The sequence below is a fragment of the Cardiobacterium sp. Marseille-Q4385 genome (assembly GCF_916618745.1).
Lineage (GTDB): Bacteria > Pseudomonadota > Gammaproteobacteria > Cardiobacteriales > Cardiobacteriaceae > Cardiobacterium.
This window is the reverse complement of the sequence record NZ_OU745373.1, coordinates 2,109,169-2,131,585: the sequence shown is the minus strand read 5'-3', so window position 1 is coordinate 2,131,585 and position 22,417 is coordinate 2,109,169. Positions and strand designations below refer to the sequence as shown.

Here is a 22,417-nt window from a genome sequence, read left to right as displayed (position 1 = left end):
GGATGAAAAAAACGCGCGCACTATAACGGTTGGTAAAGTTGAAGGGAAATGGCAAATTTGCATCACTTCATGAAAGTCATTCATGATGCCGTTTTTTCCGAAGGAACCCCCACCATGCTGGAACGCTCCCACCTGGCGCTGATTCGCGCCGTCGTCGAACACGGCACCCTGACCCGCGCCGCCGACGCCCTCTACCTCTCCCAATCCGCCCTCAGCCACGCCGCACGCAAACTGGAAGAGCAGGTCGGCACACCGCTGTGGGTGAAAGAAGGACGCAGCCTGCGCCTGACCCAGGCGGGCCGCTTTCTCCACCAACTCGCGCAAAACCTGCTGCCGCAATTCGAGCATGCCGAAAACCAGCTGCGCCACTACGCCAGCGGCGGCCAGGGCCTGCTGCGCATCGGCATGGAATGCCATCCCTGCTACCAGTGGCTGCTGCGCGTGGTCAAACCCTACCTCGCTGCCTGGCCACGCGTGGACGTGGACGTGAAGCAGCAATACCAGTTCAAAGGCGTCGCCGCGCTCTACGCCTACGAAATCGACATGCTGATCACCCCCGACCCCGTCTTCGGCGAACGCCTGGTGTTCACCCCCGTCTTTGACTACGAACAAGTGCTGGTGGTCGCCAGCGATCACCCGCTGGCACGACAACGCGCTGCCTATCCGGCGGATTTGGAAAAAGAAACCCTGATCACCTACCCGGTGCCGACCGAACGCCTCGACATCTATCAGGCCTTCCTGCTCCCCGCCAACCGCGGCGTGGCGGCGCACAAAACCATCGAAACCACGGAAATCCTTCTGCAAATGGTCGCGGCGGGACGCGGCGTGACCGCATTGCCACGCTGGCTAATCGAACAGCAGGCAGCGGAAATGCCGCTCACCTGCCTGCGTCTCGGCGACGCGGGCATCTTCAAACACATCTACCTCGGCGTGCGTGAAGACGAACGCGAAGTGGATTACATCGCCGGCTTCTCGCGCATCGCGGCAGAATTACAGGGGTGATGCAGGGCGACCAGCCAAGAGCCCAGATTTTATCCCGCTTGGCGGCATTATCGGTGTTTGCCCATCGCCCGCTGCACACCGAAGATGGAGGCCAAGACCAGCGCGAAGCCGAGCAGCGATTTGCCGTCCATGCCTTGTCCGAGAAAGCACCAGCCGAGGAGGAAGGCACTGACGGGACTGAGCAGCCCCAGCGAGGAAACGACAGCCGGCGGTAGTTTGCTGATCCCGCGAAAGAAAAGGACATAGGCCAGTACCGTGCCGAACAGGCAGAGATAAAGATAACCGCTGATGTTGGCCGCGCTCAGGGTATCGGGCACGGTTTCCGTCAGCAGGGCGACGGGCAGCAGGCACAAGCCGCCGAACAGCAGTTGCCAGCCGGTAAAGGCGAGGACGCTCAGGCCGATGCGCCAGTGCTTGGAGAGATACACGCCGAGCGCCATTGCCGCTGCGCCCGTTAACGCAGCGACGATGCCGAAGGCGTCGTAATGCGCCTGCGGCGACAGCACCAGCAGGGCAATACCGGCGACGCCTGCCGCCGCCCACAGCCAGGCGGCGCGCGGTGGCAGGGTTTTGCCGATAAGCCAGGTGAAAAGCAGCACCATCAGGGTTTGCGTCGAACTCAAAACAGCGGCCAGACCGCCGGGCAGGCGATAGGCGGCGATGAACAGCATGGCCTGAAACAGGCCGATATTGAGCACGCCGAGTAGTAGGATTTTCCCCCAATCATGCCGCTCAGGCCGCTCGCGCGTGTAGGCCAGCAGCAATATCCCGGCGGGCAGGACGCGGAGAAGGGCAGCGGTGAAAGGACGCTGCGGCGGCAGGAATTCAGTGGTAACGAGGTAGGTGCTGCCCCAGATCAGCGGGGCAAGGGCGGTGGTGAGGATGATGCTGAGGCGGGTCATGGTGAGGTGTTATTCATGTTGGGATGGGCGGTGCGTACTTTTGTTTTGAGCAAATTCTAGATGGCAGACTAAGCAGCGGCATCCTTCCCCGCAAGCGGGATAACGGCTGCCCCCGTCCTAATGTTCTGCCTTCCAGCGCTTGATTTGTTCCAGCCGCGCCTTGAAGCGCTGTTCGTGGCCTTCTTCTGTCGGGAAGTAGTATTCCCGGCCGATGAGGTTGTCCGGCATGGTCTGCATGGTGGTCAGTTTGTCCGCGTGGTAGTGCGCAAGCTGGTAGCCCTTGCCGTAGCCGAGGTCTTTCATCAGCCGGGTAGCGGCGTTGCGCAGGTGCAGCGGTACGGGGTCGTTGCGGGTCTTTTTGATGTCTTCCGCCACTTTGCAGCGCGCCCGGTAGATGGCGTTGGATTTTGGCGCGAGAGCGAGGTACACCACGGCTTCGGTCAGGTGCACGTCGCATTCGGGCATGCCGATGTAGCGGCAGGCCTGGAAGACGCTGACAGCAAGTGTCAGCGCGTGGGTATCCGCCAAGCCGATGTCTTCTCCGGCGAAGCGGATGAGGCGGCGGGCGATGTACACCGGATCTTCGCCGCCTTCGAGCATCCGCGACAGCCAGTAGATTGCCGCATCGGGGTCGCTGTTGCGCATGGCTTTGTGCAGGGTCGAGATGATGTTGTAGTGTTCTTCGCCGTTTTTGTCGTAGTGGATTTGGCGGCGGCTGAGGATGTCGGCGAGGGTGTTGGCGTTGAGGTGGAGGCGGTTGTCCCGCGCGGTGCTGTTTTTGACGGCCAGTTCGAGGGTGTTCAGCGCGACACGGGCGTCGCCATTGGCATGATGGGCGATGGCGGCCAGCGCCGCTTCGTCGGCGGTGATGTGCAGGGGCGGGAAGGCCTGCGGATGGTGCAGCGCGTTGTTGAGCAGTTGCATGATTTCGGCATTCGTCAGGGCTTCGAGGACGAAGACGCGGCAGCGCGAGAGCAGTGCGCTATTGATTTCAAAGGAGGGATTTTCCGTGGTCGCGCCGATCAGGATGATGCTGCCTTTTTCGACGTAGGGCAGGAAGGCGTCCTGCTGGGCTTTGTTGAAGCGGTGGATTTCGTCGATAAAGACGATGGTTTTTTCGCCGCGCTGCCGCTGGCTTTCGGCGTCTTCCATGATTTTTTTGATGTCTTTGATGCCGCTCACGACGGCGCTGAAGGTGATGAAGCGCGAGCGGGTCTGGTGGGCGATGATTTGCGCCAGGGTGGTTTTGCCCACGCCGGATGGCCCCCAGAAGATCATGGAGCTCAGTTCGTCGTGCGTGATCATGTGTTGCAGGATTTTGCCTTCGCCCAGCAGTTGCCGCTGCCCGACAAAGTCGTCGAGGCTGCGCGGGCGCAGACGGGCGGCCAGCGGCTGGTTTTTTTCGTCGGCAGCGGTGAAAAGGGTGGTTTGTTCCATGGTTTTAGCGGGGGTGGTCGGCGAAGACGCGCAGGGCGATGCGGGCGCAAGCTTCGGCATCGGCGAGGGCATGGTGGTGGCGGTCAAGCGGGATGCCGAGGTAGCGGGCAACGGTAGCGAGTTGGTGGTTGGGCAGTTCGGGGAAGGTTTTGCGCGCCTGGCGGCAGGTGCAGTAGAAGCGGTTTTCTTGTGGCGGCAGGTCGTAAGCCGCGAGCACTGCGCGCAGACAGCCGGCGTCAAACGGGCTGTTGTGCGCGACCAGCGGCAGGCCGGCGATTTTCGGCAGCACTTCCTGCCAGATGTCGGGGAAGCGCGACGCGCGGCGGGTATCGGCGGCGGTGATGCCGTGGATGCCGGTGTTGAAGGCGCTGTAGTAGTCGGGGATGGGTTTGATCAGGCGGTAGTAGCTGTCCGCGAGCTGGCCGTTCGCGACGAACACCAGGCCGATACTGCACACGCTGCTGGGGTTGCGGTTGGCGGTTTCGAAATCAAGGGCGACGAAGTTTTGCATGGGTTAATCCGTGAGTCCCAGCAGGCGGCGCACATACACCGCCTGTCCGGAATGCATGGCGGCATCGTCGATGATGGAAATGAGGCGCACGGCGCGGCTGACAGGCGGGTTCCAGTGCCGGTCGATGATGTCGGGCAAGGCGTCCGGCGGCAGTTGTTGCAGGTAGTCAATGACCGCCTGGGTGGCGGCAGCGAGGTAGTCACGCAGCAGCGCGGCATCGCGGATGATGACTTGCGCCGCTTCCGCCGGGCTGTGCCGCCAGTCTTCGGTATCATCAGGCAGGTCAAAGGCGAAGCGGCGGTTCCAGCCGTCGCGCGTCCACAGTGCTTCCATGCCCGCCAAAGCGGCAATTTGCAGGTCTTGTTCGCGCGCGGTATGCCAGACGAGCCAGCCGATGCTTTTGATGGTCGGCGCGCTCGCTGCCACGGGCAGGGCGTTGAGTTGGGCGAGGCTGAGGCCGTCCATGGTGCGCAGCAGGCGTTCCTGCGGGCGGCGGACGGCATCAAGCAGCATGTCGAGGTAGGGAGGGATCATGGGATTGTCCCGGATAGGGGATTGCGGGCGGGATTGTATCGCGCCTTGCTGCGGCGGGACGCGTTTGGTGTTGTTCTTTGGGCGGCGGGAACGATCGTCCATGTCATCACGCTTGAGCCATTTGTAGACGGTCTTGCGGCTGACGCCAAAGCGGCGCGCGAGTTCGCTGATATTGGCACCTGGCTTGCGGGCGAGGGTAACGAGTTCTATGCGTTGTTCTTTTGCGCTTTGGGTTTTCCAGGGCATGGGAGCCTCCGTCGGTTAGGGCGGGGTAAGTGTTACCCGTCGTGTGTCCGGACAGTCACAGGCAGGCGAGGGTTTTGCATGCGCTTTTCGGGTTTGGGGTACTACCAAGCGGGAAAAATGCCGTTATTTTGCCCCCCTTCCGGCCTTCGGCCACCTTCCCCCGCAAGCGGGGGAAGGGATCGCTTGCACGCGTTTTAGCGCCAAGCGGGGTAAAACCTGGCTTCCCTACCCTGCCCTACTCTTCTTCTGTTTTTTTGCCCAGGTATTGGGCGATGCTCTGCTTGGCTTCTTGCATCAGGCGGTCTTTGTCGAGGTCGCGCATGATTTCTTCGATGACGGGTTTGGCGCCCGCTTCGCCCCAGCTCGCCCCTTGTGCGAAGTAGTGTTCGGCTGCTTTGCCGATGACGTAGCTGCCGTAGTAGGCCACCGCGCCTTGTGCGCCGGCGGTGAGGATGGTGGAGAAGCCGGCGGTGAGGCCTTTGAGCAGGGAGGAGAGTGCCTGCACACCGTACACCGCGCCCATCAGCACGCCGGTTTGTACGGCGATGGTGCGCACGAGTTCGCCCGCCTGGTGGCGGGTGATGTCGATGCCGTAGGTGCGCGAGAGGTGCACGACCATGCTGGCGTCCGCCGCGAGGGCGAGCAGGTCCACGGCGGGGATGGGGTTTACCGCGACGCCGACGGCTTTGATGAGCGCGTATTGGCGGATGATGTGGTCGGCGAGGTGTTTGCGCGCGGCGACGATTTCGCGGCCGACGCGTTCGGAGAGTTTTCCGGCGAAGACGCTGGCGTTCAGCGCGGCGTAGCTTTTGCCGTCGGCTTCGAGGAGTTGCCAGAGGACGCTTTTTAATGCGGCGATGTCGGGTTCGGGGCGGACGGTGGTCTCAACTTCGCGTCCGTCGGCGTCCATGCGGATTTGCCGGTAGGCTTCGGGGCGGGCGCTGGCGGAGACGATGCGCTCGGCCGGGATGATGCCGGCGGTGCGGCGGATGAGGTGTTTGTGCAGGGTGGTGCGATCGGCGTCGCTCAGGCGGTCAGCTTTGTTGTGGACGAGGATGAGCGGCTGGGTTTTTTCGTGCAGTTGCAGCAGGGCTTCGTATTCGGCACGGGTCATGTCGCCATCGACGACGAAGAGGACGGCGTCAGCCTGGCGGGCGACGTGAGCGGCGAGTTTGGCGCGTTCCTGGCCGTTGATTTCGTCAATGCCGGGGGTGTCGATGAGGTACACGCCGCCGCTGTCGTATTCTTGCCAGAGGGTTTGTTCGCTGTGGCGGGTTTTGCCGTGCAGGACGCTGGTGGCGAAGACGTCGCGCCCGGCCAGCGCGTTTAAGAGGGCGGATTTGCCAACGCTGACGCGGCCATAGGCGGCAACGTGGACGTGGCCTTTTTCGAGTTTGTCGAGCAGACGTTGCAGTTGGCGGTAGTCTTCTCCCAAGCGGGCGCGGGCGTCTTCCGGCAGGCGGTTGTCTTCAAGCAGGGCGGTGAGGCTGTCGCGGGCTTTTTCGAGGTGCTGATCAGCTTTGTTTGTCGCGGCCGATGGCGAGTCGGACGAGGTTTTGCGCCCGCGTTTCCAGTTCATTGTGCAGTTGTTCCTCGAAGTTTTGGATGATGTGCTGGGTGTTGATGTTGTCGCTGCCGCTTTCGAGTGCTTGCAGGGTGGCGCGGCCAAGGCTTTCGAAGATGAGGCCGTAGGCGACGGCGTGGGAGGCACCGCCGATGACGGTGCCGATGCCGGGGAAGGCTTTGCAGACGTTGCCGGCGAGCGCGAGGATGATGGTGAGTTGGGTTTTGACTTTGCTGCTCGCAGCTTCGACGAGGGTTTGCAGGTCGATGTCGCGCGCGGGGATGTCGTAGAGGCGGGTGAGGTGTTTCAACATGTCCATGCCGAGGTAGCCCTGGATGAGGATGTCGGTTCCGGGGCCGACGGCGGCGACACCGCCGAGCATGGCTTTGCGCGCGTAGTTTTTGACGAGGGCTTCGCCGCGTTCGCGGCGGTAGTGGCTGAGGCGGTGGTTGAGATTTTCGTGGGCGAGGCTCAAGAGGGCTTCGCGGTTGCGCGCGGTGAGGGTGCCACGCGCGGTGGTCATTTGTGCGATGGCTTGCAGGAGCGGCGCGATGTCGCCACCCCGGTATTCTTCTTCCCAGGTCGCGCTGCCGTCGGCGGCGATGCGCTGGATTTTCTGGCGGTAGGCACTGGCGCAGGCGATGTAGTTGACGCCGTCGGGCAGGCGGCTTTTGATGCGGGTTTTGAGTTCGGCGAGTTCGTCTGCGGTGTAGAGGTTGGTTTTGTTGAGGACGACAAGCATGGGTTTGTCGAAGGCATGCAGGCGCAGGATGGAGATGATGTCGCTCTCGGTGAGGTCCTGGTCGATGACGTAAGCGACGATGTGCACGCGGCGCGCGGCGTTCATGACTTCGCGGTCCAGGGTGCCGTCCGCCCCCGCCTGGTGGGTGCCGGGCATGTCGAGCAGGGTCAGGCTGAGGCCCCGGTTGTTTTCGTAGTGGTAGCGCTCGATAGCGGTGGTGGAGCCGCCGATGATGGAGGTATCGACGCTGGCGTTCGGCAGCAGGGTCTGGATGAGCGAGCTTTTGCCGGTGCTGATTTTGCCGAAGAAGGCGAGTTCGAGTTCTTGCGGCTCGGCTTCGATGGCGGCGAGCTCGGCTTCGATGGCGGAGACGTCCACCCCCTGGGCGCGGGCGGCGGCGGCACGCGCTTGCAGTTCTTCGAGGGTGTGGCGTTTTTTTTCGGCGGCGGTTGTGCTGCCCTGCCCGCGCCGCTTGCGACCAACGGTCCAGATTTTCCAGATGAGGCCGAGGCCGATGGCGGCGATGAGGGCAACGATGGTGAGGTAAATGGCGATGAAGGCGGGCGGGGTGTGCTGGATGCGGTCCCACACGCGGAAGGCGATGTCGGTGAACTGGAAGATGATGAGGAAGACGACCAGGACGATGAGGACGGTCAGCAGGATGATGGCTTTGCGGATGAGGGAAACGCTGTTGTTATTGGTCATGGTGGTTCTCGCGGCGGCAGTGCAGCGCGTCCGCAAAGGCGGGCGGCAGGGCGATGATTTTGTGGCGCTGGTAGTCGTAAGCGACCATTTCGACGGCAGCGGTCGCAATGGGGCGGCCTTGGCAGGTTACGCTGTATTGCAGGGTGTAGGCGGCGTTGCGCAGGTTGTCCACGCGCATGGCGATGTCGAGGGTGTCGTTCAGAAAGGCTTCGCCGCGATAGTCGCAGGTCAGGTGGCGCATGATGAGCCCCGCGCCGAAGCAGTCGGTTTCCGTCGCGCCGAGGGCGTGCAGCAGCTCGATGCGCGCCTGGTGCAGCAGGGTGATGAGGCGGTCGTGGCCGAGGTGGCCGCCGTAGTTGATGTCGCCAATGCGGACGGTGAGGCGGCTGGTGTGGTCGGCGGTAAAGGGTGTGGTCATGGCTGGGGCTGGACGACTTCGTTACGCAGGTAGTGGAGTTCGACGCCTTGTTGCGGCGGCTGCCAGTCGGCGCTGTCAATAAGGCTGAAGGCGTCGATGGCTTCGGGGAGGTAGTCGTCTTCGGCGACGTTGGCGTCAGCCGGGAAGTGTTCGGCATAGACGGTGCCCGCGCCGGCGACGAGGGCGCCGTCGAACCAGTCGGCGGGGATGTCTTGCGGCGGGCAGACACGGTCAGCACCGGTGCAGACGCCGTTTTCGTACAGGCCGGCATAGACTTCGCCCATGCGCGCGTCCATCACCGCGAGGATTTTTTCCGCACCGCTGTGGCGACGGATGGTGGCGGCGAGCAGGGCAAGCGAGGAGATGGGCAGGAGTGGCACGCCCCAGGCGGTAGCGAGGCCGGTAGCGACTGCCGCGCCGATGCGCAGGCCGGTGAAGGCGCCGGGCCCGGCGCTCAGGATGATGCCCTGGATGGCGGTTTTTTCCAGGCCGTTTTTTTGCAGGAGTTTGTCGATAAGCGGCAGCAGCTCGCGCGTGTGTTGCTGGGCTTCAATTTCGTAGGCCTGGCTGGCCGCGCCACCGTGTTGCACGGCGACGGAGCAGGCGGGGCCGGAGGTATCAAGGGCGAGCAGGGTGCTGTGTCTGGTCGGCAGGTTCATGCGGTTTTCCGTTGTTGTTTTCGTGGTAAGCGAAGAAGCGGTCAATGACTTCTATTTTACGCGTTTTGGTCATGGGCGGCAGGCTGTTGAGGAAGGTGGTGCCGTAGTTTTTGCGGGTCAGGCGCGGGTCGGCGAGGACGAGGACGCCGTAGTCACCCCGGTCGCGGATAAGGCGGCCGACGCCCTGTTTGAGGGTGATGATGGCCTGCGGCAGGGTGTCGTGGATGAAGGGCGACAGGCCTTTGTCAGTGAGCAGGCGGTGGCGGGCGCGGGCGACGGGGTCGTTCGGCGCGGTAAAGGGCAGTTTGTCGATGACGACGCAGACGAGGCGGTCACCGCGCACGTCCACGCCTTCCCAGAAGCTCGATGTCGCCAGCAATACGGCATTGTCGTGGCGGCGGAAATCGGCGAGCAGCGCGTTCTTCCCCGCCCGCCCCTGCACCAGCAGGTGATAGCCGCTGTCTTGCAGGGCACGTTCGGCTTCGTGCATGGCGCGGTAGCTGGTAAAGAGCAGGAAGGCGCGGCCTTTGCTGCGCGCCAGCACGGGCAGGACGGCTTGAATCAGCGCGTCGTTATATTGCGGATGGTTCGGATCGGGCAGGCCTTCGGGATGGTAGAGCAATGCCTGATGGCGGAAGTCGAAGGGGCTGGCGAGCAGCAGGGACTGGTAGTCACACAGGCCGAGTTCGCGCGCGTAATGCGCGAAGCTGCCGTTCACCGCCAGCGTCGCCGAGAGAAACGCCCAGCTGGCGTTGCTGTTCGCAATCCAGGTGGCGAAGCGGCCGGCGGCATTTACCGGCACCGAGCAGAGGGTGTAGTGGCGCGGGCCGACATCCAGCCAGACAGCGCGGGGGGTGGGTTCGCTGCCGGGGGATTCGTCCTGCGCTGCGTCGTTGTCTTGCCCGACGGCGTCTTCATCCTGAAGCGCGTGGTTGTCCCGCTTGGCGGCGTTTTCATCCTCAACGACAGGCGCCTGCGCGAGGAAGGCGGCTATCAGTTTCTGCAAATCCTGCCCACGTCCGTAGAGGTGGGCGAGCAACTTGCCGCGCATCTTCTGCGTGTTGAGCTGGCTCTGAAAGCGGGCGAGCAGCTCGGCAAGGCGGCGCAGTTCCATCCAGAAATCAGGGAGGGCAGCGAGTTGTTCTTCGTCCAGCCGCGTTTCCGTCGGCTGGCGTACCGTCAGCAGGATTTTGCTGTTTTGCAGCTTCAAATCACGCAGGCATTCGCGCAGTTCCAGCGCGTCCGCCGCTTCCTGCAAGGCGGCGTGTTCGCCGTCGTTGATGAAGCCGAGCAGTTGCCGCGCCGAAAAACGGTCACCGAGAAAATGGATGGCGGTCTGCGGCAGGTGGTGCGCCTCGTCAATCACAAATGCCTGAATATCCGGCAGGATTTCCGCAAATCCCTCGCTTTTCAGGGCGAAATCGGCCAGCAGCAGGTGATGGTTGATAACCACCACATCCGCTTCCTTCGCCTTCTGCCGCGCCTTCTGCAAATAGCATTCTTCGTAAAACGCGCAGTCACGGCCAAGGCAGTTCTCAATCGTCGAGGTGATGCGCGCCAGCACCGGCGCATCTTCCGCCACTTCTTTCAGGCCGACCAGATCGCCGTCAGCCGTCGTATCAAAAAAATGCTCGATGGCGCGGCGCTGCCGCTTGTCCGCCGCCGTCGTGCAGTCATCATCGAGATACTGATGGTAGTGATGGTGGCAGAGGTAATTGCGCCGCCCTTTCAGCAGCGCGACGCGGGACACGCTGCCCAGCACCTTGCGCACCAGCGGCAAATCCTTGCCGTAAATCTGTTCCTGCAAATTGCGCGTGGCGGTGGACACCAGCCCCTTGCGGCCGGAGGCCAGAAGCGGCAGCAAATAGGCAAATGTCTTGCCCGTGCCGGTACCCGCTTCGGCCAACAAAATGCCGTCGCGCGACAAATTGTCGGCGACGGCTTCGGCCAGTTCCTGTTGCCCCTGACGCGGTTGATAACCGCTGACGGCGCCGCTCAGGGCGCCGCCTGCCGCAAACAGGGCGGAAATATCGCGCAAATCAGTAAGAAGCGGCTTTGGTGGCGGCCTGTACCGCGCCCTGACTGTCGCCCAGCTTGTTACGCGAATTGGAAATCAGCGACCACGACTTCTTCAACATCGCATTATTGCCACCGGTCTGCACGGCACGGCTGGCCATGCTTTCCGCTTCTTTGTAGCGTCCCTGGTGGTAGCGGATATTGGCGATGTCGTAGAGGATTTTGCTGTTCTTCGGATCAAGCCGCTGCGCGTTTTCCAGATAAGCGGCAGCGCCATCCAGATCACCCTTGCCGAGTGCACCGGAAGCCTTCTTCAACAGCGCGGATACGGCGGTCTCGCCTTCGGCCTTGGCGGCGGGCTGGGCACTGGCGACGGCTTTGTTATCAGCAACCGCCGGGGTGCTCGGCGCACCGACGTTCACATCGCCGCTATTCGGACGCAGCGCCTGGCGCTTGTTATCAGCGGGCGGCGTAGCAGGTGTATTTGCCGCCGTCTTCGGCGCTTCTTTCACCGCCTCACGCACCGCAACCACCCCAGGTTCCTGCGGCGTCTTCGGCGGCGTGGCGGGATTATTGGCGTTCGCCGCAGCCTTGATGGTTGGGGCGGCAGGCTGATACGGGCTGGCAGACTGCACCTGTGTCTGCCCGGCAGGCTGCGGCGGGTTAACCGGCATATTCGGCTGCTGCACCATTGGCTGATTTACCGGGGGCTGATTCACTGGGGGCTGATTGACCGGCGCCCGCATCGGCGGCTGCTGCCGCGCCTGCTGCGGATGAACGGGCGGCTGCCCGCCGAGCGCCATATTGTTGAAACCGCCGCCCTGGTTGTTAAAACCAAAACCGCCGTCCTGCGGCGGCATCTGCCCACCAAAGGCAGGCTGCTGTCCGTATTGGGTGTTGCGGTTCACGACCGGCGCCTGCCCGTCGCCATAGACGCTGCATCCGCTCAAAAAAAGCGCGGTGGTGATACCAAGCCATAGGTATTTCATGTTCCGGATCCTCTTAATCGTTTGCCAAGATTACAAAAAATGGATGAAAAGCGGGCGCATTTTACCTTGAATTTAGACGGGGACGCGCTTTGCGCGCACGAAAATTTCCCGCCCGGCAGCGGGCGGGAATTGTCGCGGGAAACCCATACCTTTCATAGCGGTATTCCGCAAGAATAAGGATTTTCTTCAAGCGGTTAGGGAATACGCGACGGATACGCGGGCGGCGGATTTCAGCGATAACCCTGCGGGTTTTTCGCCTGCCAGCGCCAGGTGTCGGCCATCATGTCATCCAGGCTGCGTTCGGTGCGCCAGCCGAGTTCACGTGCGGCTTTTTCCGGGTTGGCCCAGAAGGCAGGCAGGTCACCGGCGCGGCGCGGCGCGATGGTGTAGGGAATGGTTTTGCCGCAGGCTTTTTCGTAGGCACGGACGACGTCCAGCACCGAGCTGCCTGTGCCGCTGCCGAGGTTCCATGTGTACACGCCGGTTTTATCCGCAATGTGTTCCAGCGCTTTGACGTGACCGGCGGCGAGATCCATGACATGGATGTAGTCACGCAGGCAGGTGCCATCCGGGGTGTCGTAGTCGTCGCCATAGACGGCGAGGCGTTCGAGGCGGCCGACCGCCACTTGCGAGATGTAAGGTACGAGGTTGTTCGGGATGCCTTGCGGGTCTTCGCCGATGTCGCCGCTTTCGTGCGCGCCGACGGGGTTGAAGTAGCGCAGGAGGGCGATGGTCCATGTCGGGTCGGCGTGAGCAGTATCGCCGAGGATGGTCTCGATCATGACTTTGGTTTTGCCGTAAGGGCTACTTGGCACGCCAAGCGGCATGGTTTCGGTGTATTCGCGCGCCCCACCCTGTTCGCCATACACGGTCGCCGACGAGCTGAAGACGAGGTTTTTCACGCCCGCCGCCTGCATGGCTTCGATGAGGGTGATGCTGCCGCCGACGTTGTTGTCGTAGTAGGCAAGCGGTTTTTGTACGCTTTCGCCGACGGCTTTCAGGCCAGCAAAGTGGATGACGGCGCGGATGGGGTGTTCGCCGAGGATTTGATCAAGCAATGCGCGGTCGCGGATGTCGCCTTCGATAAGACGCGCGTTTTTGCCGGTTAAGCGGTTGACGCGGTGGATGGCTTCGGCCGAGCTGTTGCAGAGGTTGTCGAGGACGAGGACGTCGTGGCCGTGTTGCAACAGGGTGAGGACGGTGTGCGAGCCGATGTAGCCGGCGCCGCCGGTGACGAGGATCATGGTGTCTCCTTGTGTTGGGATGTGTGGATGGGGGTATTGTCGCCGCAATCTGCCTGATTGTCTCGCCTACCGAACGGGGGCAGGCCTTGCGTCAGGCAATCGTCAAGCGGGACGGGCGTGCATGCGCTTCGTCTGCAAGGTATCCATGCCTTTATTTGCTGCCGTCCAGGCGGTGGGTTTGCGGTTCAAGGCCGCGTTCGCGGTAGGCGGCGTAGCGGTGGCGGGTACTCGTCAGCACGTCGGCCTGCGGGCTGACGATTTCAAAGACGCGACGGCAACCGCGCGGCAGGTCTGGGATGGTTTCGTTGCTGAGGTTGATGAGCACGTCGCAGGCGGCGGCGCGTTCCGGCGGCACGGTGAGAACGGCGGCAGCTTCGCTTTCCAGCGGATCGCCGCTGCGGCAGTGCGGCAGGAAGCTGTCGGCGCGGTAGTGCCACAGGGCGTGATCAAGTTGTGCCGTCATGTTGTCATCGGCACAGAGGATGAGGGTTTTCAGCTGCTCCTGCTGGGCTTTTTCGGCGAGTTTGCAGACGAGATCAAGGCGGTGTTCGAGGCCGCTGTCAGCGGGCAGGACGTAGAAACGGATGATGGGGGTGGTCATGAGGCTTCCTCGTCTTCGGGCATGTCCCAGCCGGCTAGCCGGAGACTGCTGCCCACGGCGGCAAAAAGGCAGGCGGCAGCAAGGACAGCGGGGACGGGCGCATCGCTGCGCAGCCGCCACAGTTGCCAACCGGTCTGGATGAGGACGGCGAGGTAGGCGGTATTGGCAAAGAAGCGCAGGAAATGCAGGTCGTAATCGCGGTAGCGGCGAGCGCCATCGGCAAGGCAGGGGATGAACCAGTAGAGGACATAGAGGGGGTTAGTCGCGATGAGATTGAGCGGAATGCCAAGGGTGATGCCGCTGTATAGATAGTGACGGCGGGGAATGTCATCAGCGGGGACGCGGCTGTAGGCCAGGGCAGCGGTAAGGATGCCGACGAGCGCGACGGGCAGATGCCAGGCGGCGGGGGCATAGAAGCCGAGGACGGCGTAGCAGGCGAGTGCTCCCGCGAAAAGTGGCGCCGGGGCGGTAAACGACAGATTGGCACCACCACGCGCGATGCGCAGCTGGATGTGTCGCCATTGGCTATAGGCAAGGAGGATAGCGAGGCAGACCACGGTCTGTCGCCAGTCCTGCCACCAGGCGAGGGCAGCCCCGAGGACAAGGCCGAGTTGCGGCAGACCGAAGCGGGGCAGCAGCATGGCAACATCCGGAAAGGCGGCACGGATGGCGTCATCATCAAGATCGAGGTCGTGTTGCAGCTCGGCGAGGTCGCGGTCAACCACAAAGAGCAGGAGCATTTGCAGCGGGAAGGGCTGTTGCAGCCAGCGGGCCAGCGCCGGCGAGCGGACGGCGAGGAGGGACAGGGCTTTATCGCGCCTGCCGTAGATGATGAGGGCGCGCAGGTAGTCGGCGCGCAGCGGATCGTTGGGGTCAAGACCGTGCAACAGACGGTATCTGTCCACCGCCCAGATGAGGCTTTTGGGGTAGCGGCGCGGACGGTCGCGCGCTTCGATCCAGCTGGAAAGAATATCGCGGTAATCAAGCTGCTCATCAATGGTCGGCAGCAAGCGGCTTTGTTCCTGGAAGAGAGCAAGCAGGGCCTCGTCGCTTTTAGCTTTGCGCCAGCTACGACTGAGGGTACGCGGATCAAGCAGCGGCACGTCGTCTGCGGGGCGGGTATAGACCGGCGCTGCCTCGCCCGCACTGTATGCCAAGGCTTCTTCGTAGGCTGCGCGCAGGGCGATGAATCCTTGCGGGTCGCGGTCGGGACGGTGCTGCTTGAGTTTTTGCGCATAGGCGCGCTTGATGGCGGCTTCGTCGCGGGTGGGCGGGATGCCGAGGGTGTGCCAGTGGTTCATGTCGCAGGGGAAGCGGAAAAGTGGTGATGATAGTGTGCCCCCGGCGGACGGGCAAGGCGCTGCGGAGGCGGGGGCAGCAGCTTATAATGCGGCCGTTTTTTCCACGACTGAGGTGTTTTATGAATCTGACGGTGATTGATCATCCGCTGGTGGCGCACAAGTTGTCGCTGATGCGCGAGGCGGATTGCAGCACATACAGCTTCCGCACATTGACGCGCGAGCTGGCACGGCTGATGGCTTATGAGGCCGGACGCGAGCTGCCGAGTGAGGAATATGTGTTGCAGGGCTGGTGCGGCGAGGTAACGGGAAGACGGCTTGCCGGCAAGACGCTGACGGTCGTGCCGATTCTGCGTGCGGGTCTGGGGATGCTGGATGGCGTGCTCGATTTGATCCCGACGGCGAAGATCAGCGTGGTCGGTCTGCAACGCGATGAGGAGACGCTGCAACCGGTGTCGTACTTCGAGAAGTTCACCAGCCGCATGCACGAACGCCCTGCCTGGATTATCGACCCAATGCTGGCCACCGGCGGCTCGCTGGCGGCAACGATTGATTTGCTGAAAAGCAAGGGCTGCAAGGACATCAAGGCACTGGTGCTGGTCGCCGCGCCGGAAGGGGTGAAGCTGGTGAACGAGCGCCACCCCGATGTGAAGATTTTTGCCGCCGCGCTGGACAGTCATTTGAATGAACATGGCTATATCATCCCTGGTCTGGGGGATGCGGGCGACAAGATTTTCGGCACGGTGATGACCCCTTGATACGGCGGTATTTTTGCAACAAAGCCCCTCGCGTGAGGGGCTTTGTTTTTATGCGACAACGGATATTCAGCGGTACAACGCGGCAAATTCATCCTGCGCGGGATTGCCCTGCCAGCGGTATTCACAGCGGTTAGCAATGGCAGTCGCGGTATCCACGCCGTACTTATCGGCGATGAAGCCGAGCGTCATGTCCATCCCCGCCGAAATGCCGGAAGCGGTGTAATACTTGCCCGCCCGCACCCAGCGGGCGACGCTGCACCAATCCACACGTGGATTGACGCTGCGCACCCAAGCAAATGCGCGCTTGTTTGAAGTGGCAGACAGACCATCCAGCACGCCCGCCGCCGCCAGAAGCGCCGCACCAGTGCACACACTCAACACCCACGCGCTTTGCGCACAAGCACGGGCCAAAGCGGCAAGAAAGGCAGCGTCGTGCACCAGGGCGCGCGTGCCCATACCGCCCGGCAGCAGCAGGAGACTGTCGGCAGGCAGAGCGGATAACGGCACCGTTGCCACACTGAATTGTTGGTGGGCGGTGATATTGCCACCTGTCAACGAGGTGTAGTGCAGCTGGACATCCGGCAGGAAATGCAGAAATTCAACCGGCCCCATCAGATCAAGGGCTTCATAGTCAGGAAAGAGCAGACAATAGATGTGCATACAGGTCACCTCGTTGCGTGGTAGGCATACAACAAACATTGTGCAACAAAAAGATCTTTATGCTGTTTTTTGAGCGGTTATTGCGCTGTTTTGAGCGATTTTCCCTACATTTTTACGAAAAACAGGCAAAAATAAAGCTGGCATCCCTGCGAGTCGGTACCTATGTATCATCCTGATAGCGCGTATTATACATACAACAACCCGGATGACAAGTTTTTAAGACTCGATGCCATTCACCTCTATCACAAAGATTTCGGAACGCGAGCCGAGACGCAGCGGCACGCCCCAAAAACCATAGCCGGAAGAAACAAACACCTCTTTTCCCTCGATATTTTCATGGCCGTAAGCGAGGCGGTACATCGCTTGCACAATAAAATTGGCGGGGAAAATCTGGCCGCGGTGCGCATGTCCGGATACCTGCATATCCATCGCCGTTTGCACGTTGGCGGAAATGTCGCTGGGGCGGTGGTCGAGGACGATAATGGGCAGGTCGCGGCGCACCCCATCAAGCAGGGTGGCGAGCGGTGGGCGGTTGGCATGTATTTCGTCATCACGGCCAACCAGCACTAAACGGTCAGCAACCACCACCGCTTCATCACGCAAGAGCCGCACACCACTATCGCGCAACGCCTGCGCGTTTTCTTCAGCATCGCCATAGAATTCATGATTGCCGAGCGTGGCATAGACACCGAGCGGCGCACGCAAAGCCTGCAAATGCGGCTGCATATTTTCTGCGCGGAAGGCGCGCACATTGTCATTAATCACATCCCCCGGCAGCAGGATGATGTCCACCTTTTCCTGCGCCATCAGCGCAGCAAGGCGGTCCAGTTCGCGTGCGCCGTAGAAGAAATTGCCACCGAGATGAATATCGGAAGCGACGCCGATACGCAGCGGCGCCATCGCTTTAGGCAACGTCACCTGATAATGGCGCACGACCGTCGCATTGGCGTTAAAAAACCCCCAGGCAAAAAGCGCTACAAAGCCCGTCGGCAAAAACACGCGCAGCAACCGTGCCGCCCACTGCGGGGCAAATCGTCTGCCGATGCGGTACAGCGGATAAGCAACCGCTGCCACCATGAACCATAGCCATAGCGACGCTATCATCCAGGCCTGCACAATAAAAAGCACGGGAAACAGGCGGGTCATCGTGACCAGCAGTAATCCGTCAGCGAGGACAAAAATCGAGGCAGTGAGGTGGCGGCGGGGGCGGTCACCCAGCAAAAAACGCAGCGAGCGGGCGAACATCCACAGCAGCAATTGCATCACAAGAAAAACGAACAAAACAAAAAACCAGCGCGGCATATACACATCCAGTTGCTAAAATGGCGCGCCATCATAAATGAAACGGAGAAAACCATGACCTTCACCGGCATCAGCGCCGACGGCGCCTGCAACAACCATGACCCGGCCACCCAAGGCTTCACCTACAACCACACCATGCTGCGCGTGAAAGACCCGGCCAAATCGCTGGATTTCTACACCCGCATTCTCGGCATGACCCTGGTGCGCAAAAGCGACTACGAAGGCGGCAAATTCAGCCTCTACTTCCTCGTGATGCTCAGAGGCGACGAGCAGATTCCCGCTGACGAACAAGAACGCCGCCGCTGGATCGCGCGGCAAAGCGGCGTCCTCGAACTCACCCACAACTGGGGCACGGAAAGTGATCCTACATTCAGCTACCACAACGGCAACAGCGAACCGCGCGGCTACGGGCATATCTGCATCAGCGTGCCGGACTTCGACGCCGCGATTCGCTGGTTCGACGCCAACCACGTCCCCTACCAAAAGCGCCCGGAAGAAGGGACGATGCGCGACATCGCCTTCATCAAGGACCCGGACGGCTACTGGGTGGAAATCATCAAAGGCTGATACCAGTCCCCTTCGTACACGCCAAAAGTCCTCGTCCTCCGGCCCGCGCAGCGGCAAAACCCTGCAACTACCCGCTTGGCGGGCGTAGGCATCATGGGCAAAAATGAAAAAGGCAGGCCTCAGCCTGCCTTTTTATTTCCCTGCCTAGCGGCGGTAGTTCGGCGGTTCTTTGGTAATGGTCACGTCGTGGACGTGCGATTCTTGCATACCGGCGTTGCTGATACGCACGAAGCGCGGTTTGCTGCGCATTTCCGCGAGATTGTGGCAGCCGGTATAGCCCATTGAGGCGCGCAGGCCACCCATCAGTTGTTCGATAACACCGGAGACCATGCCTTTGTAGGGCACGCGGCCTTCGATCCCTTCCGGCACGAGTTTTTCCGCTTTTTGCCCGCTCTGGAAGTAGCGGTCGGAGGAGCCTGCCGCCATCGCGCCGATGGAACCCATGCCGCGATAGGCTTTGTAGGAGCGACCTTCGTAGAGTTCAACTTCGCCGGGTGATTCTTCAGTACCGGCGAGCAGACCGCCGACCATCACCGCATGTGCACCGGCGGCGATGGCTTTGGCAATGTCGCCGGAGTAGCGGATACCGCCGTCGGCGATGATGCTGACTTCACGTCCGGCAAGGGCTTTGGCGACGTTGCTGATGGCCGAGATTTGCGGCACACCAACACCCGCGACGATGCGGGTGGTGCAGATGGAGCCGGGACCAATGCCAACTTTAACCACATCCGCGCCAGCATCCGCCAAAGCAATGGCGGCTTCAGCGGTGGCAATGTTGCCGCCGACGATGACGAGTTCCGGGAATTGACGGCGCAATTCGCGCACGCGGTCAAGCACGCCTTTGGAATGGCCGTGGGCAGTGTCCACCACCAGCACGTCCACGCCTGCTTTGGTAAGCAGTTCAATGCGTTCTTCGCTGTCGCCGCCGGGGCCAATGGCTGCACCAACGCGCAGGCTTTCGTTACTGTCCTTGCAGGCGAAGGGGTAGTCCCGCGCACTGCGCAGGTCTTTCACAGTAACAAGACCTTTCAGGCGGTATTCGTCGTCAATAAGCAGCACTTTTTCGATGCGTCGTTCTTGCAGCAACAGTTTGATTTCGCTGGTGCTTGCCGATTCTTTGGCGGTAACGAGCCTATCCTGCGGGGTCATGTAGTCGCGCACGAGTTCGTGGTCTTCGGCATACCGCAGGTCGCGGCGGGTAACGATGCCGACCACTTTGCCGTTCTCAATCACCGGCAGACCGGAAAATTTGTGTTCGTGGGTACATTCGCGCACTTCGCCAACGGTTGCCAGCGGCGTGGTGGTGAGCGGGTCGCGGATGACGCCGGACTCAAAGCGCTTCACTTTGCGCACTTCCGCTGCCTGCTGCGCGGGCGTCATGTTTTTATGGATGATGGCGATGCCGCCGAGCTGGGCGAGGGCGATGGCGAGGCGGGCTTCGGAAACGGTATCCATCGCGGCGGAAAAGAGGGGGATGTTGAGCCGGATGTCGCGGGCGAGGCGGACGGATAAGTCTACGTCGCGCGGCAGAACATCGGAAAAATCAGGGACGAGCAAGACGTCGTCGAATGTGAGAGCTTCTTCAATAATACGCATGGGGTGCCTCTGAAATGACAGTGGCGGCGTATTTTAACAGGCGGGACTTCGTTCACGACAAAAAAGCGTCTTCTTCCGGCTTTGTGCCTATAGCAAGACCCGCAACCACGTCGCTTGACGGGCCCAGTAACGACGCCGCTTGGCGGGGCCAGTGTTTATACCGCTTGGCGAGGCCAGTATTTATGCCGCTTGGTAGTCAGCTCTGGATATTCTGCGACACCCAAAGTGACAGATCTTGCCGGTTCAGCGCGGCGGCCATCAGGTCGGGGAAGCGGTCGGGCGTGCAGGCAAAGACGGGCACACCAAGGCTGGCCAGGAAGGCGGCGTGGCTTTTGTCGTAAAACGGTGCGCCATCATCGTTAAGGGCGAGCAGCACGATGAACTGCACCCCGCTTTGCACCAGTTCGACCATGCGGCGGCGCATCGCTTGGCTGTTGCCGCCTTCTTCGAGATCAGTGACGAGAACGAGCGTTGTCTCTTCCGGACGGGTGATGCGCTCCTGGCAGAAAGCGAGGGCACGGTTGATGTCCGTGCCACCGCCAAGCTGCACGCCGAAAAGCAGGTCAACCGGATCCTGCATATCGTCCGTCAAATCCACCACTGACGTATCGAAGACGACGAGACGTGTACTCAGGCTGGGCAAGGACGCCAGCACCGAAGCGAAAATACCGGAATAGATGACCGAAGTGCCCATTGAACCACTTTGATCAAGACAAAGAACAATGTCGCGCAGGGCACGGCGCTTACGGCCAAAACCGATGCGGGTTTCTGGAATAACAGTACGGTAGTCCGGCTGATAATGCTTCAGGTTTTTCAGAATGGTGCGGTGCCAGTCGATTTCACGGAAACGAGGATTGCGGCTGCGCACACTGCGGTTCAGCGCCCCTGTGACCGCCTGCTGCATCGGCGCGGCAAGTTTGGCAAGCAGCTCATCGACTACCTTGCGCACCACCTCGCGCGCCAGTGCCTTGTTTTTTTCGGGAATAACACGGCTGAGGCTCATCAGGGTGGCGACCAGATGCACATCCGGTACGACATTCACCAGCATTTCCTTTTCCGTGAGCAGACTGGAGAGATTGAGGCGCTCGACCGCGTCCTGCTGCATTACCTGCACCACCGACTGCGGGAAAAACTCGCGGATGTCGCCCAGCCAGGTGCTGACCTTCGGCGCGGATGCACCCAAGCCGCCGCGCCGCTCGCGTTTGTCGGATTCGTCATAAAGAGCCGCCAGTGCCTTGTCCATCCGCAACTCGCGCTCGCCCAGCACACAGCCGGTCGTTTCCTGTGCTTCAGTACCCAGCACCAGCCGCCAGCGTTGCACAATGTCATTCATACAGAATCCTCCGTGTTGATAGGCGCATGATAAAGCGACTTGGCCACCTGCGTGTATCGGCGGATGAAATCGCCTTTGGCAGCCGTGTAGCCATCCCGGTCATGTTCGTAGCGATGCCACAGCGACAATTTCAAGGCTTCATATGCCCGCGCAATGGCAGGATGCGTTTGCAAATAATCACGGAAATAAAGTTCGTCATTGTCTTGCGGCAAGCGAAGATGGATATGGAAGACTTTATCGGCAAAGCCTTGCGGCGTGTAGCCTTTATTGAGGGAAATGCGTTGTTCATTGGCAGACATTTGCAAATAACCGTGCGCTACCAATACGGCAGCAACGCGTTGCATGGTTTGCCTGTCGGTAACTTCCAGCAGAATATCAATAATTGGTTTGGCCCAAATAGCAGGAATTGCCGTACTGCCAATATGATGAATGCGGATATGTTCCGGATGGAGATATTGCCGTAATAATACCGCTTCTTCCTGATACCAATCCGCCCAGGCTGGATTATGCGGGGTAAGCTCGATGGGGAATAATTGCCATAATTCAGCAAGCGTCATTTCCGTTAGAGGTTTATTCATATGCCGAAAAGATGAATGGTTTGCGATAAAGATTCTGCGGCAATGCGATCTTTGCCGAAGGGTAATTGCAGAATATGGACAGTCCTGTCCCTTTCTTTATAATGAATTTCCAGCGTGTAGGTTTCTTTGCTCTCAACTGAGACACTTTCACTGAAATAATTACCCCAGATAAAGCCGCTGCTACGGGTACGGTCCTTGCTGTCTGTCACGATCCGGCACTGCAGAATGTCCACCTTGTCGATGACGATAGGGGCATAATCGTTATCGGCACGCAACAGCGCGATTTTGCATTGCGCGGTATCAAGCGCTAATAAACTCAACGGTTCTTTTTCCCAATGCGCCATATGGATGGTTAATCCCAATTCAGCAATAGCCTGTGTTATCAGACGTCGGCGGCGGTATTCATTCCATTTGCTCAGAACATATAGCGGTGGCATGACAATAACCGCCTGTACCAGCAGTATCTTGCCAAAGCCAACCAGCTGGCGACCATTGAGCAAATCATCGGCAAAGACAAACAAAGAGACACCGACGGCAATGGCAAACACGCAGTTAAAGAGGCGGTTTTCATTTTTAGAGATAGTCTTGAGTTTTCGGATAGGTGGGTACTGCATGATTCAAAATACAGAGAAAAGAAGAGAGCACCAACTCTGCGAAAAAAGACGCTACCTAGAGATTCGCATGAAAAGCATGCAGATATGGCGAGAAGATTTTTTCAAGCAATGCGACATATCCGCCGTCCTATTATTTTCGCC

At 60.6% G+C, this 22,417-nt stretch carries 22 protein-coding genes and 1 pseudogene; 3 read left to right on the top strand and 20 right to left on the bottom strand.

Features of this window, described 5'->3' with window-relative positions; all coding sequences use genetic code 11:
• The first annotated feature begins 48 nt into the window (after nucleotides 1-48).
• Nucleotides 49-1,002, top strand: coding sequence for a LysR family transcriptional regulator (locus LG374_RS10225; protein ID WP_370639314.1), 954 nt, complete (start codon nucleotides 49-51; stop codon nucleotides 1,000-1,002).
• 47 nt (nucleotides 1,003-1,049) lie between these two features.
• Here the strand turns inward: LG374_RS10225 and LG374_RS10220 are convergent, their stop codons facing one another.
• The 14 genes and pseudogenes from LG374_RS10220 to LG374_RS10160 all read right to left on the bottom strand — a co-directional run bounded on the left by LG374_RS10220 (nucleotide 1,050) and on the right by LG374_RS10160 (nucleotide 14,871).
• Nucleotides 1,050-1,904 (bottom strand): EamA family transporter, encoded by an 855-nt coding sequence (locus tag LG374_RS10220; RefSeq protein ID WP_225757593.1) that lies wholly within the window; start codon nucleotides 1,902-1,904, stop codon nucleotides 1,050-1,052.
• A gap of 117 nt (nucleotides 1,905-2,021) precedes the next feature.
• Nucleotides 2,022-3,341: a replication-associated recombination protein A gene (locus LG374_RS10215; RefSeq protein ID WP_225757592.1), complete on the bottom strand. Its 1,320-nt coding sequence runs from the start codon at nucleotides 3,339-3,341 to the stop codon at nucleotides 2,022-2,024.
• 4 nt (nucleotides 3,342-3,345) lie between these two features.
• A complete protein-coding gene (locus LG374_RS10210; protein WP_225757591.1) occupies nucleotides 3,346-3,852 on the bottom strand; it encodes a 3'-5' exonuclease in 507 nt (168 codons plus the stop codon).
• 3 nt (nucleotides 3,853-3,855) lie between these two features.
• The gene (locus tag LG374_RS10205; protein WP_370639341.1) at nucleotides 3,856-4,386 is read right to left on the bottom strand and encodes a DUF664 domain-containing protein; all 531 of its coding nucleotides are present in this window, start codon (nucleotides 4,384-4,386) and stop codon (nucleotides 3,856-3,858) included.
• Nucleotides 4,387-4,443: 57 nt separating this feature from the next.
• A pseudogene (locus LG374_RS12545) lies at nucleotides 4,444-4,632 on the bottom strand (helix-turn-helix domain-containing protein); the annotation flags it as partial.
• 235 nt (nucleotides 4,633-4,867) lie between these two features.
• The gene (locus tag LG374_RS10200; RefSeq protein WP_225757589.1) at nucleotides 4,868-6,211 is read right to left on the bottom strand and encodes a GTP-binding protein; all 1,344 of its coding nucleotides are present in this window, start codon (nucleotides 6,209-6,211) and stop codon (nucleotides 4,868-4,870) included.
• A complete protein-coding gene (locus LG374_RS10195) occupies nucleotides 6,147-7,643 on the bottom strand; it encodes a GTPase (protein WP_225757588.1) in 1,497 nt (498 codons plus the stop codon). The genes LG374_RS10200 and LG374_RS10195 overlap by 65 nt, the downstream gene beginning before the upstream one ends.
• Nucleotides 7,633-8,061, bottom strand: coding sequence for a thioesterase family protein (locus tag LG374_RS10190; RefSeq protein WP_225757587.1), 429 nt, complete (start codon nucleotides 8,059-8,061; stop codon nucleotides 7,633-7,635). Before LG374_RS10190 ends, LG374_RS10195 begins: the two co-directional genes overlap by 11 nt.
• Complete coding sequence (gene tsaB / locus LG374_RS10185; RefSeq protein WP_225757586.1) at nucleotides 8,058-8,720, bottom strand: tRNA (adenosine(37)-N6)-threonylcarbamoyltransferase complex dimerization subunit type 1 TsaB; 663 nt, start codon at nucleotides 8,718-8,720, stop codon at nucleotides 8,058-8,060. Before tsaB ends, LG374_RS10190 begins: the two co-directional genes overlap by 4 nt.
• Entirely contained in the window at nucleotides 8,680-10,758 is a 2,079-nt protein-coding gene (locus LG374_RS10180) for an ATP-dependent DNA helicase (protein WP_225757585.1), read from the bottom strand. Before LG374_RS10180 ends, tsaB begins: the two co-directional genes overlap by 41 nt.
• Nucleotide 10,759: 1 nt before the next feature.
• Nucleotides 10,760-11,725 carry a tetratricopeptide repeat protein gene (locus LG374_RS10175; protein WP_225757584.1) on the bottom strand — a complete coding sequence of 322 codons (966 nt, stop codon included), beginning with the start codon at nucleotides 11,723-11,725 and terminating at the stop codon, nucleotides 10,760-10,762.
• Between the two features lie 230 nt (nucleotides 11,726-11,955).
• Nucleotides 11,956-12,969, bottom strand: coding sequence for a UDP-glucose 4-epimerase GalE (galE, locus tag LG374_RS10170; protein ID WP_225757583.1), 1,014 nt, complete (start codon nucleotides 12,967-12,969; stop codon nucleotides 11,956-11,958).
• 151 nt (nucleotides 12,970-13,120) lie between these two features.
• Nucleotides 13,121-13,570, bottom strand: coding sequence for a DNA polymerase III subunit chi (locus tag LG374_RS10165; RefSeq protein WP_225757582.1), 450 nt, complete (start codon nucleotides 13,568-13,570; stop codon nucleotides 13,121-13,123).
• Nucleotides 13,567-14,871, bottom strand: coding sequence for a J domain-containing protein (locus LG374_RS10160; RefSeq protein ID WP_225757581.1), 1,305 nt, complete (start codon nucleotides 14,869-14,871; stop codon nucleotides 13,567-13,569). Before LG374_RS10160 ends, LG374_RS10165 begins: the two co-directional genes overlap by 4 nt.
• A gap of 119 nt (nucleotides 14,872-14,990) precedes the next feature.
• On the opposite strand from LG374_RS10160, the gene upp reads away from it, so the two are divergent.
• A complete protein-coding gene (gene upp / locus LG374_RS10155) occupies nucleotides 14,991-15,626 on the top strand; it encodes a uracil phosphoribosyltransferase (protein ID WP_225757580.1) in 636 nt (211 codons plus the stop codon).
• Nucleotides 15,627-15,692: 66 nt separating this feature from the next.
• On the opposite strand, the gene LG374_RS10150 is transcribed toward upp, so the two are convergent.
• Complete coding sequence (locus LG374_RS10150; protein WP_225757579.1) at nucleotides 15,693-16,286, bottom strand: DJ-1/PfpI family protein; 594 nt, start codon at nucleotides 16,284-16,286, stop codon at nucleotides 15,693-15,695.
• Nucleotides 16,287-16,502: 216 nt separating this feature from the next.
• Entirely contained in the window at nucleotides 16,503-17,588 is a 1,086-nt protein-coding gene (locus LG374_RS10145; RefSeq protein ID WP_225757578.1) for a metallophosphoesterase, read from the bottom strand.
• Nucleotides 17,589-17,642: 54 nt separating this feature from the next.
• Between LG374_RS10145 and gloA the strand changes: the two genes are divergently transcribed.
• Complete coding sequence (gloA, locus tag LG374_RS10140) at nucleotides 17,643-18,155, top strand: lactoylglutathione lyase (protein ID WP_255594502.1); 513 nt, start codon at nucleotides 17,643-17,645, stop codon at nucleotides 18,153-18,155.
• Between the two features lie 144 nt (nucleotides 18,156-18,299).
• Here gloA and guaB read toward each other — a convergent pair whose 3' ends face one another.
• The 4 genes from guaB to LG374_RS10120 form a co-directional block, all read right to left on the bottom strand.
• A complete protein-coding gene (gene guaB / locus LG374_RS10135; protein WP_225757577.1) occupies nucleotides 18,300-19,751 on the bottom strand; it encodes an IMP dehydrogenase in 1,452 nt (483 codons plus the stop codon).
• A 196-nt stretch (nucleotides 19,752-19,947) separates the two neighbouring features.
• On the bottom strand, nucleotides 19,948-21,084 hold the full coding sequence (locus LG374_RS10130; protein ID WP_225757576.1) for a VWA domain-containing protein: 1,137 nt from the start codon (nucleotides 21,082-21,084) through the stop codon (nucleotides 19,948-19,950).
• Entirely contained in the window at nucleotides 21,081-21,662 is a 582-nt protein-coding gene (locus LG374_RS10125; RefSeq protein WP_370639313.1) for a GrpB family protein, read from the bottom strand. The genes LG374_RS10130 and LG374_RS10125 overlap by 4 nt, the downstream gene beginning before the upstream one ends.
• On the bottom strand, nucleotides 21,659-22,276 hold the full coding sequence (locus LG374_RS10120) for a hypothetical protein (RefSeq protein ID WP_225757574.1): 618 nt from the start codon (nucleotides 22,274-22,276) through the stop codon (nucleotides 21,659-21,661). The genes LG374_RS10125 and LG374_RS10120 overlap by 4 nt, the downstream gene beginning before the upstream one ends.
• Nucleotides 22,277-22,417: the final 141 nt, after the last annotated feature.

Bases quoted from the DNA above. Each gene is read 5' to 3' on its own strand.
- LG374_RS10225 (WP_370639314.1), top strand. From the start codon at position 49: ATGGCAAATTTGCATCACTTCATGAAAGTCATTCATGATGCCGTTTTT.
- LG374_RS10220 (WP_225757593.1), bottom strand. From the start codon at position 1,904: ATGACCCGCCTCAGCATCATCCTCACCACCGCCCTTGCCCCGCTGATC.
- LG374_RS10215 (WP_225757592.1), bottom strand. From the start codon at position 3,341: ATGGAACAAACCACCCTTTTCACCGCTGCCGACGAAAAAAACCAGCCG.
- LG374_RS10210 (WP_225757591.1), bottom strand. From the start codon at position 3,852: ATGCAAAACTTCGTCGCCCTTGATTTCGAAACCGCCAACCGCAACCCC.
- LG374_RS10205 (WP_370639341.1), bottom strand. From the start codon at position 4,386: ATGATCCCTCCCTACCTCGACATGCTGCTTGATGCCGTCCGCCGCCCG.
- LG374_RS10200 (WP_225757589.1), bottom strand. From the start codon at position 6,211: ATGAACTGGAAACGCGGGCGCAAAACCTCGTCCGACTCGCCATCGGCC.
- LG374_RS10195 (WP_225757588.1), bottom strand. From the start codon at position 7,643: ATGACCAATAACAACAGCGTTTCCCTCATCCGCAAAGCCATCATCCTG.
- LG374_RS10190 (WP_225757587.1), bottom strand. From the start codon at position 8,061: ATGACCACACCCTTTACCGCCGACCACACCAGCCGCCTCACCGTCCGC.
- tsaB (WP_225757586.1), bottom strand. From the start codon at position 8,720: ATGAACCTGCCGACCAGACACAGCACCCTGCTCGCCCTTGATACCTCC.
- LG374_RS10175 (WP_225757584.1), bottom strand. From the start codon at position 11,725: ATGAAATACCTATGGCTTGGTATCACCACCGCGCTTTTTTTGAGCGGA.
- galE (WP_225757583.1), bottom strand. From the start codon at position 12,969: ATGATCCTCGTCACCGGCGGCGCCGGCTACATCGGCTCGCACACCGTC.
- LG374_RS10165 (WP_225757582.1), bottom strand. From the start codon at position 13,570: ATGACCACCCCCATCATCCGTTTCTACGTCCTGCCCGCTGACAGCGGC.
- LG374_RS10160 (WP_225757581.1), bottom strand. From the start codon at position 14,871: ATGAACCACTGGCACACCCTCGGCATCCCGCCCACCCGCGACGAAGCC.
- upp (WP_225757580.1), top strand. From the start codon at position 14,991: ATGAATCTGACGGTGATTGATCATCCGCTGGTGGCGCACAAGTTGTCG.
- LG374_RS10150 (WP_225757579.1), bottom strand. From the start codon at position 16,286: ATGCACATCTATTGTCTGCTCTTTCCTGACTATGAAGCCCTTGATCTG.
- LG374_RS10145 (WP_225757578.1), bottom strand. From the start codon at position 17,588: ATGCCGCGCTGGTTTTTTGTTTTGTTCGTTTTTCTTGTGATGCAATTG.
- gloA (WP_255594502.1), top strand. From the start codon at position 17,643: ATGACCTTCACCGGCATCAGCGCCGACGGCGCCTGCAACAACCATGAC.
- guaB (WP_225757577.1), bottom strand. From the start codon at position 19,751: ATGCGTATTATTGAAGAAGCTCTCACATTCGACGACGTCTTGCTCGTC.
- LG374_RS10130 (WP_225757576.1), bottom strand. From the start codon at position 21,084: ATGAATGACATTGTGCAACGCTGGCGGCTGGTGCTGGGTACTGAAGCA.
- LG374_RS10125 (WP_370639313.1), bottom strand. From the start codon at position 21,662: ATGAATAAACCTCTAACGGAAATGACGCTTGCTGAATTATGGCAATTA.
- LG374_RS10120 (WP_225757574.1), bottom strand. From the start codon at position 22,276: ATGCAGTACCCACCTATCCGAAAACTCAAGACTATCTCTAAAAATGAA.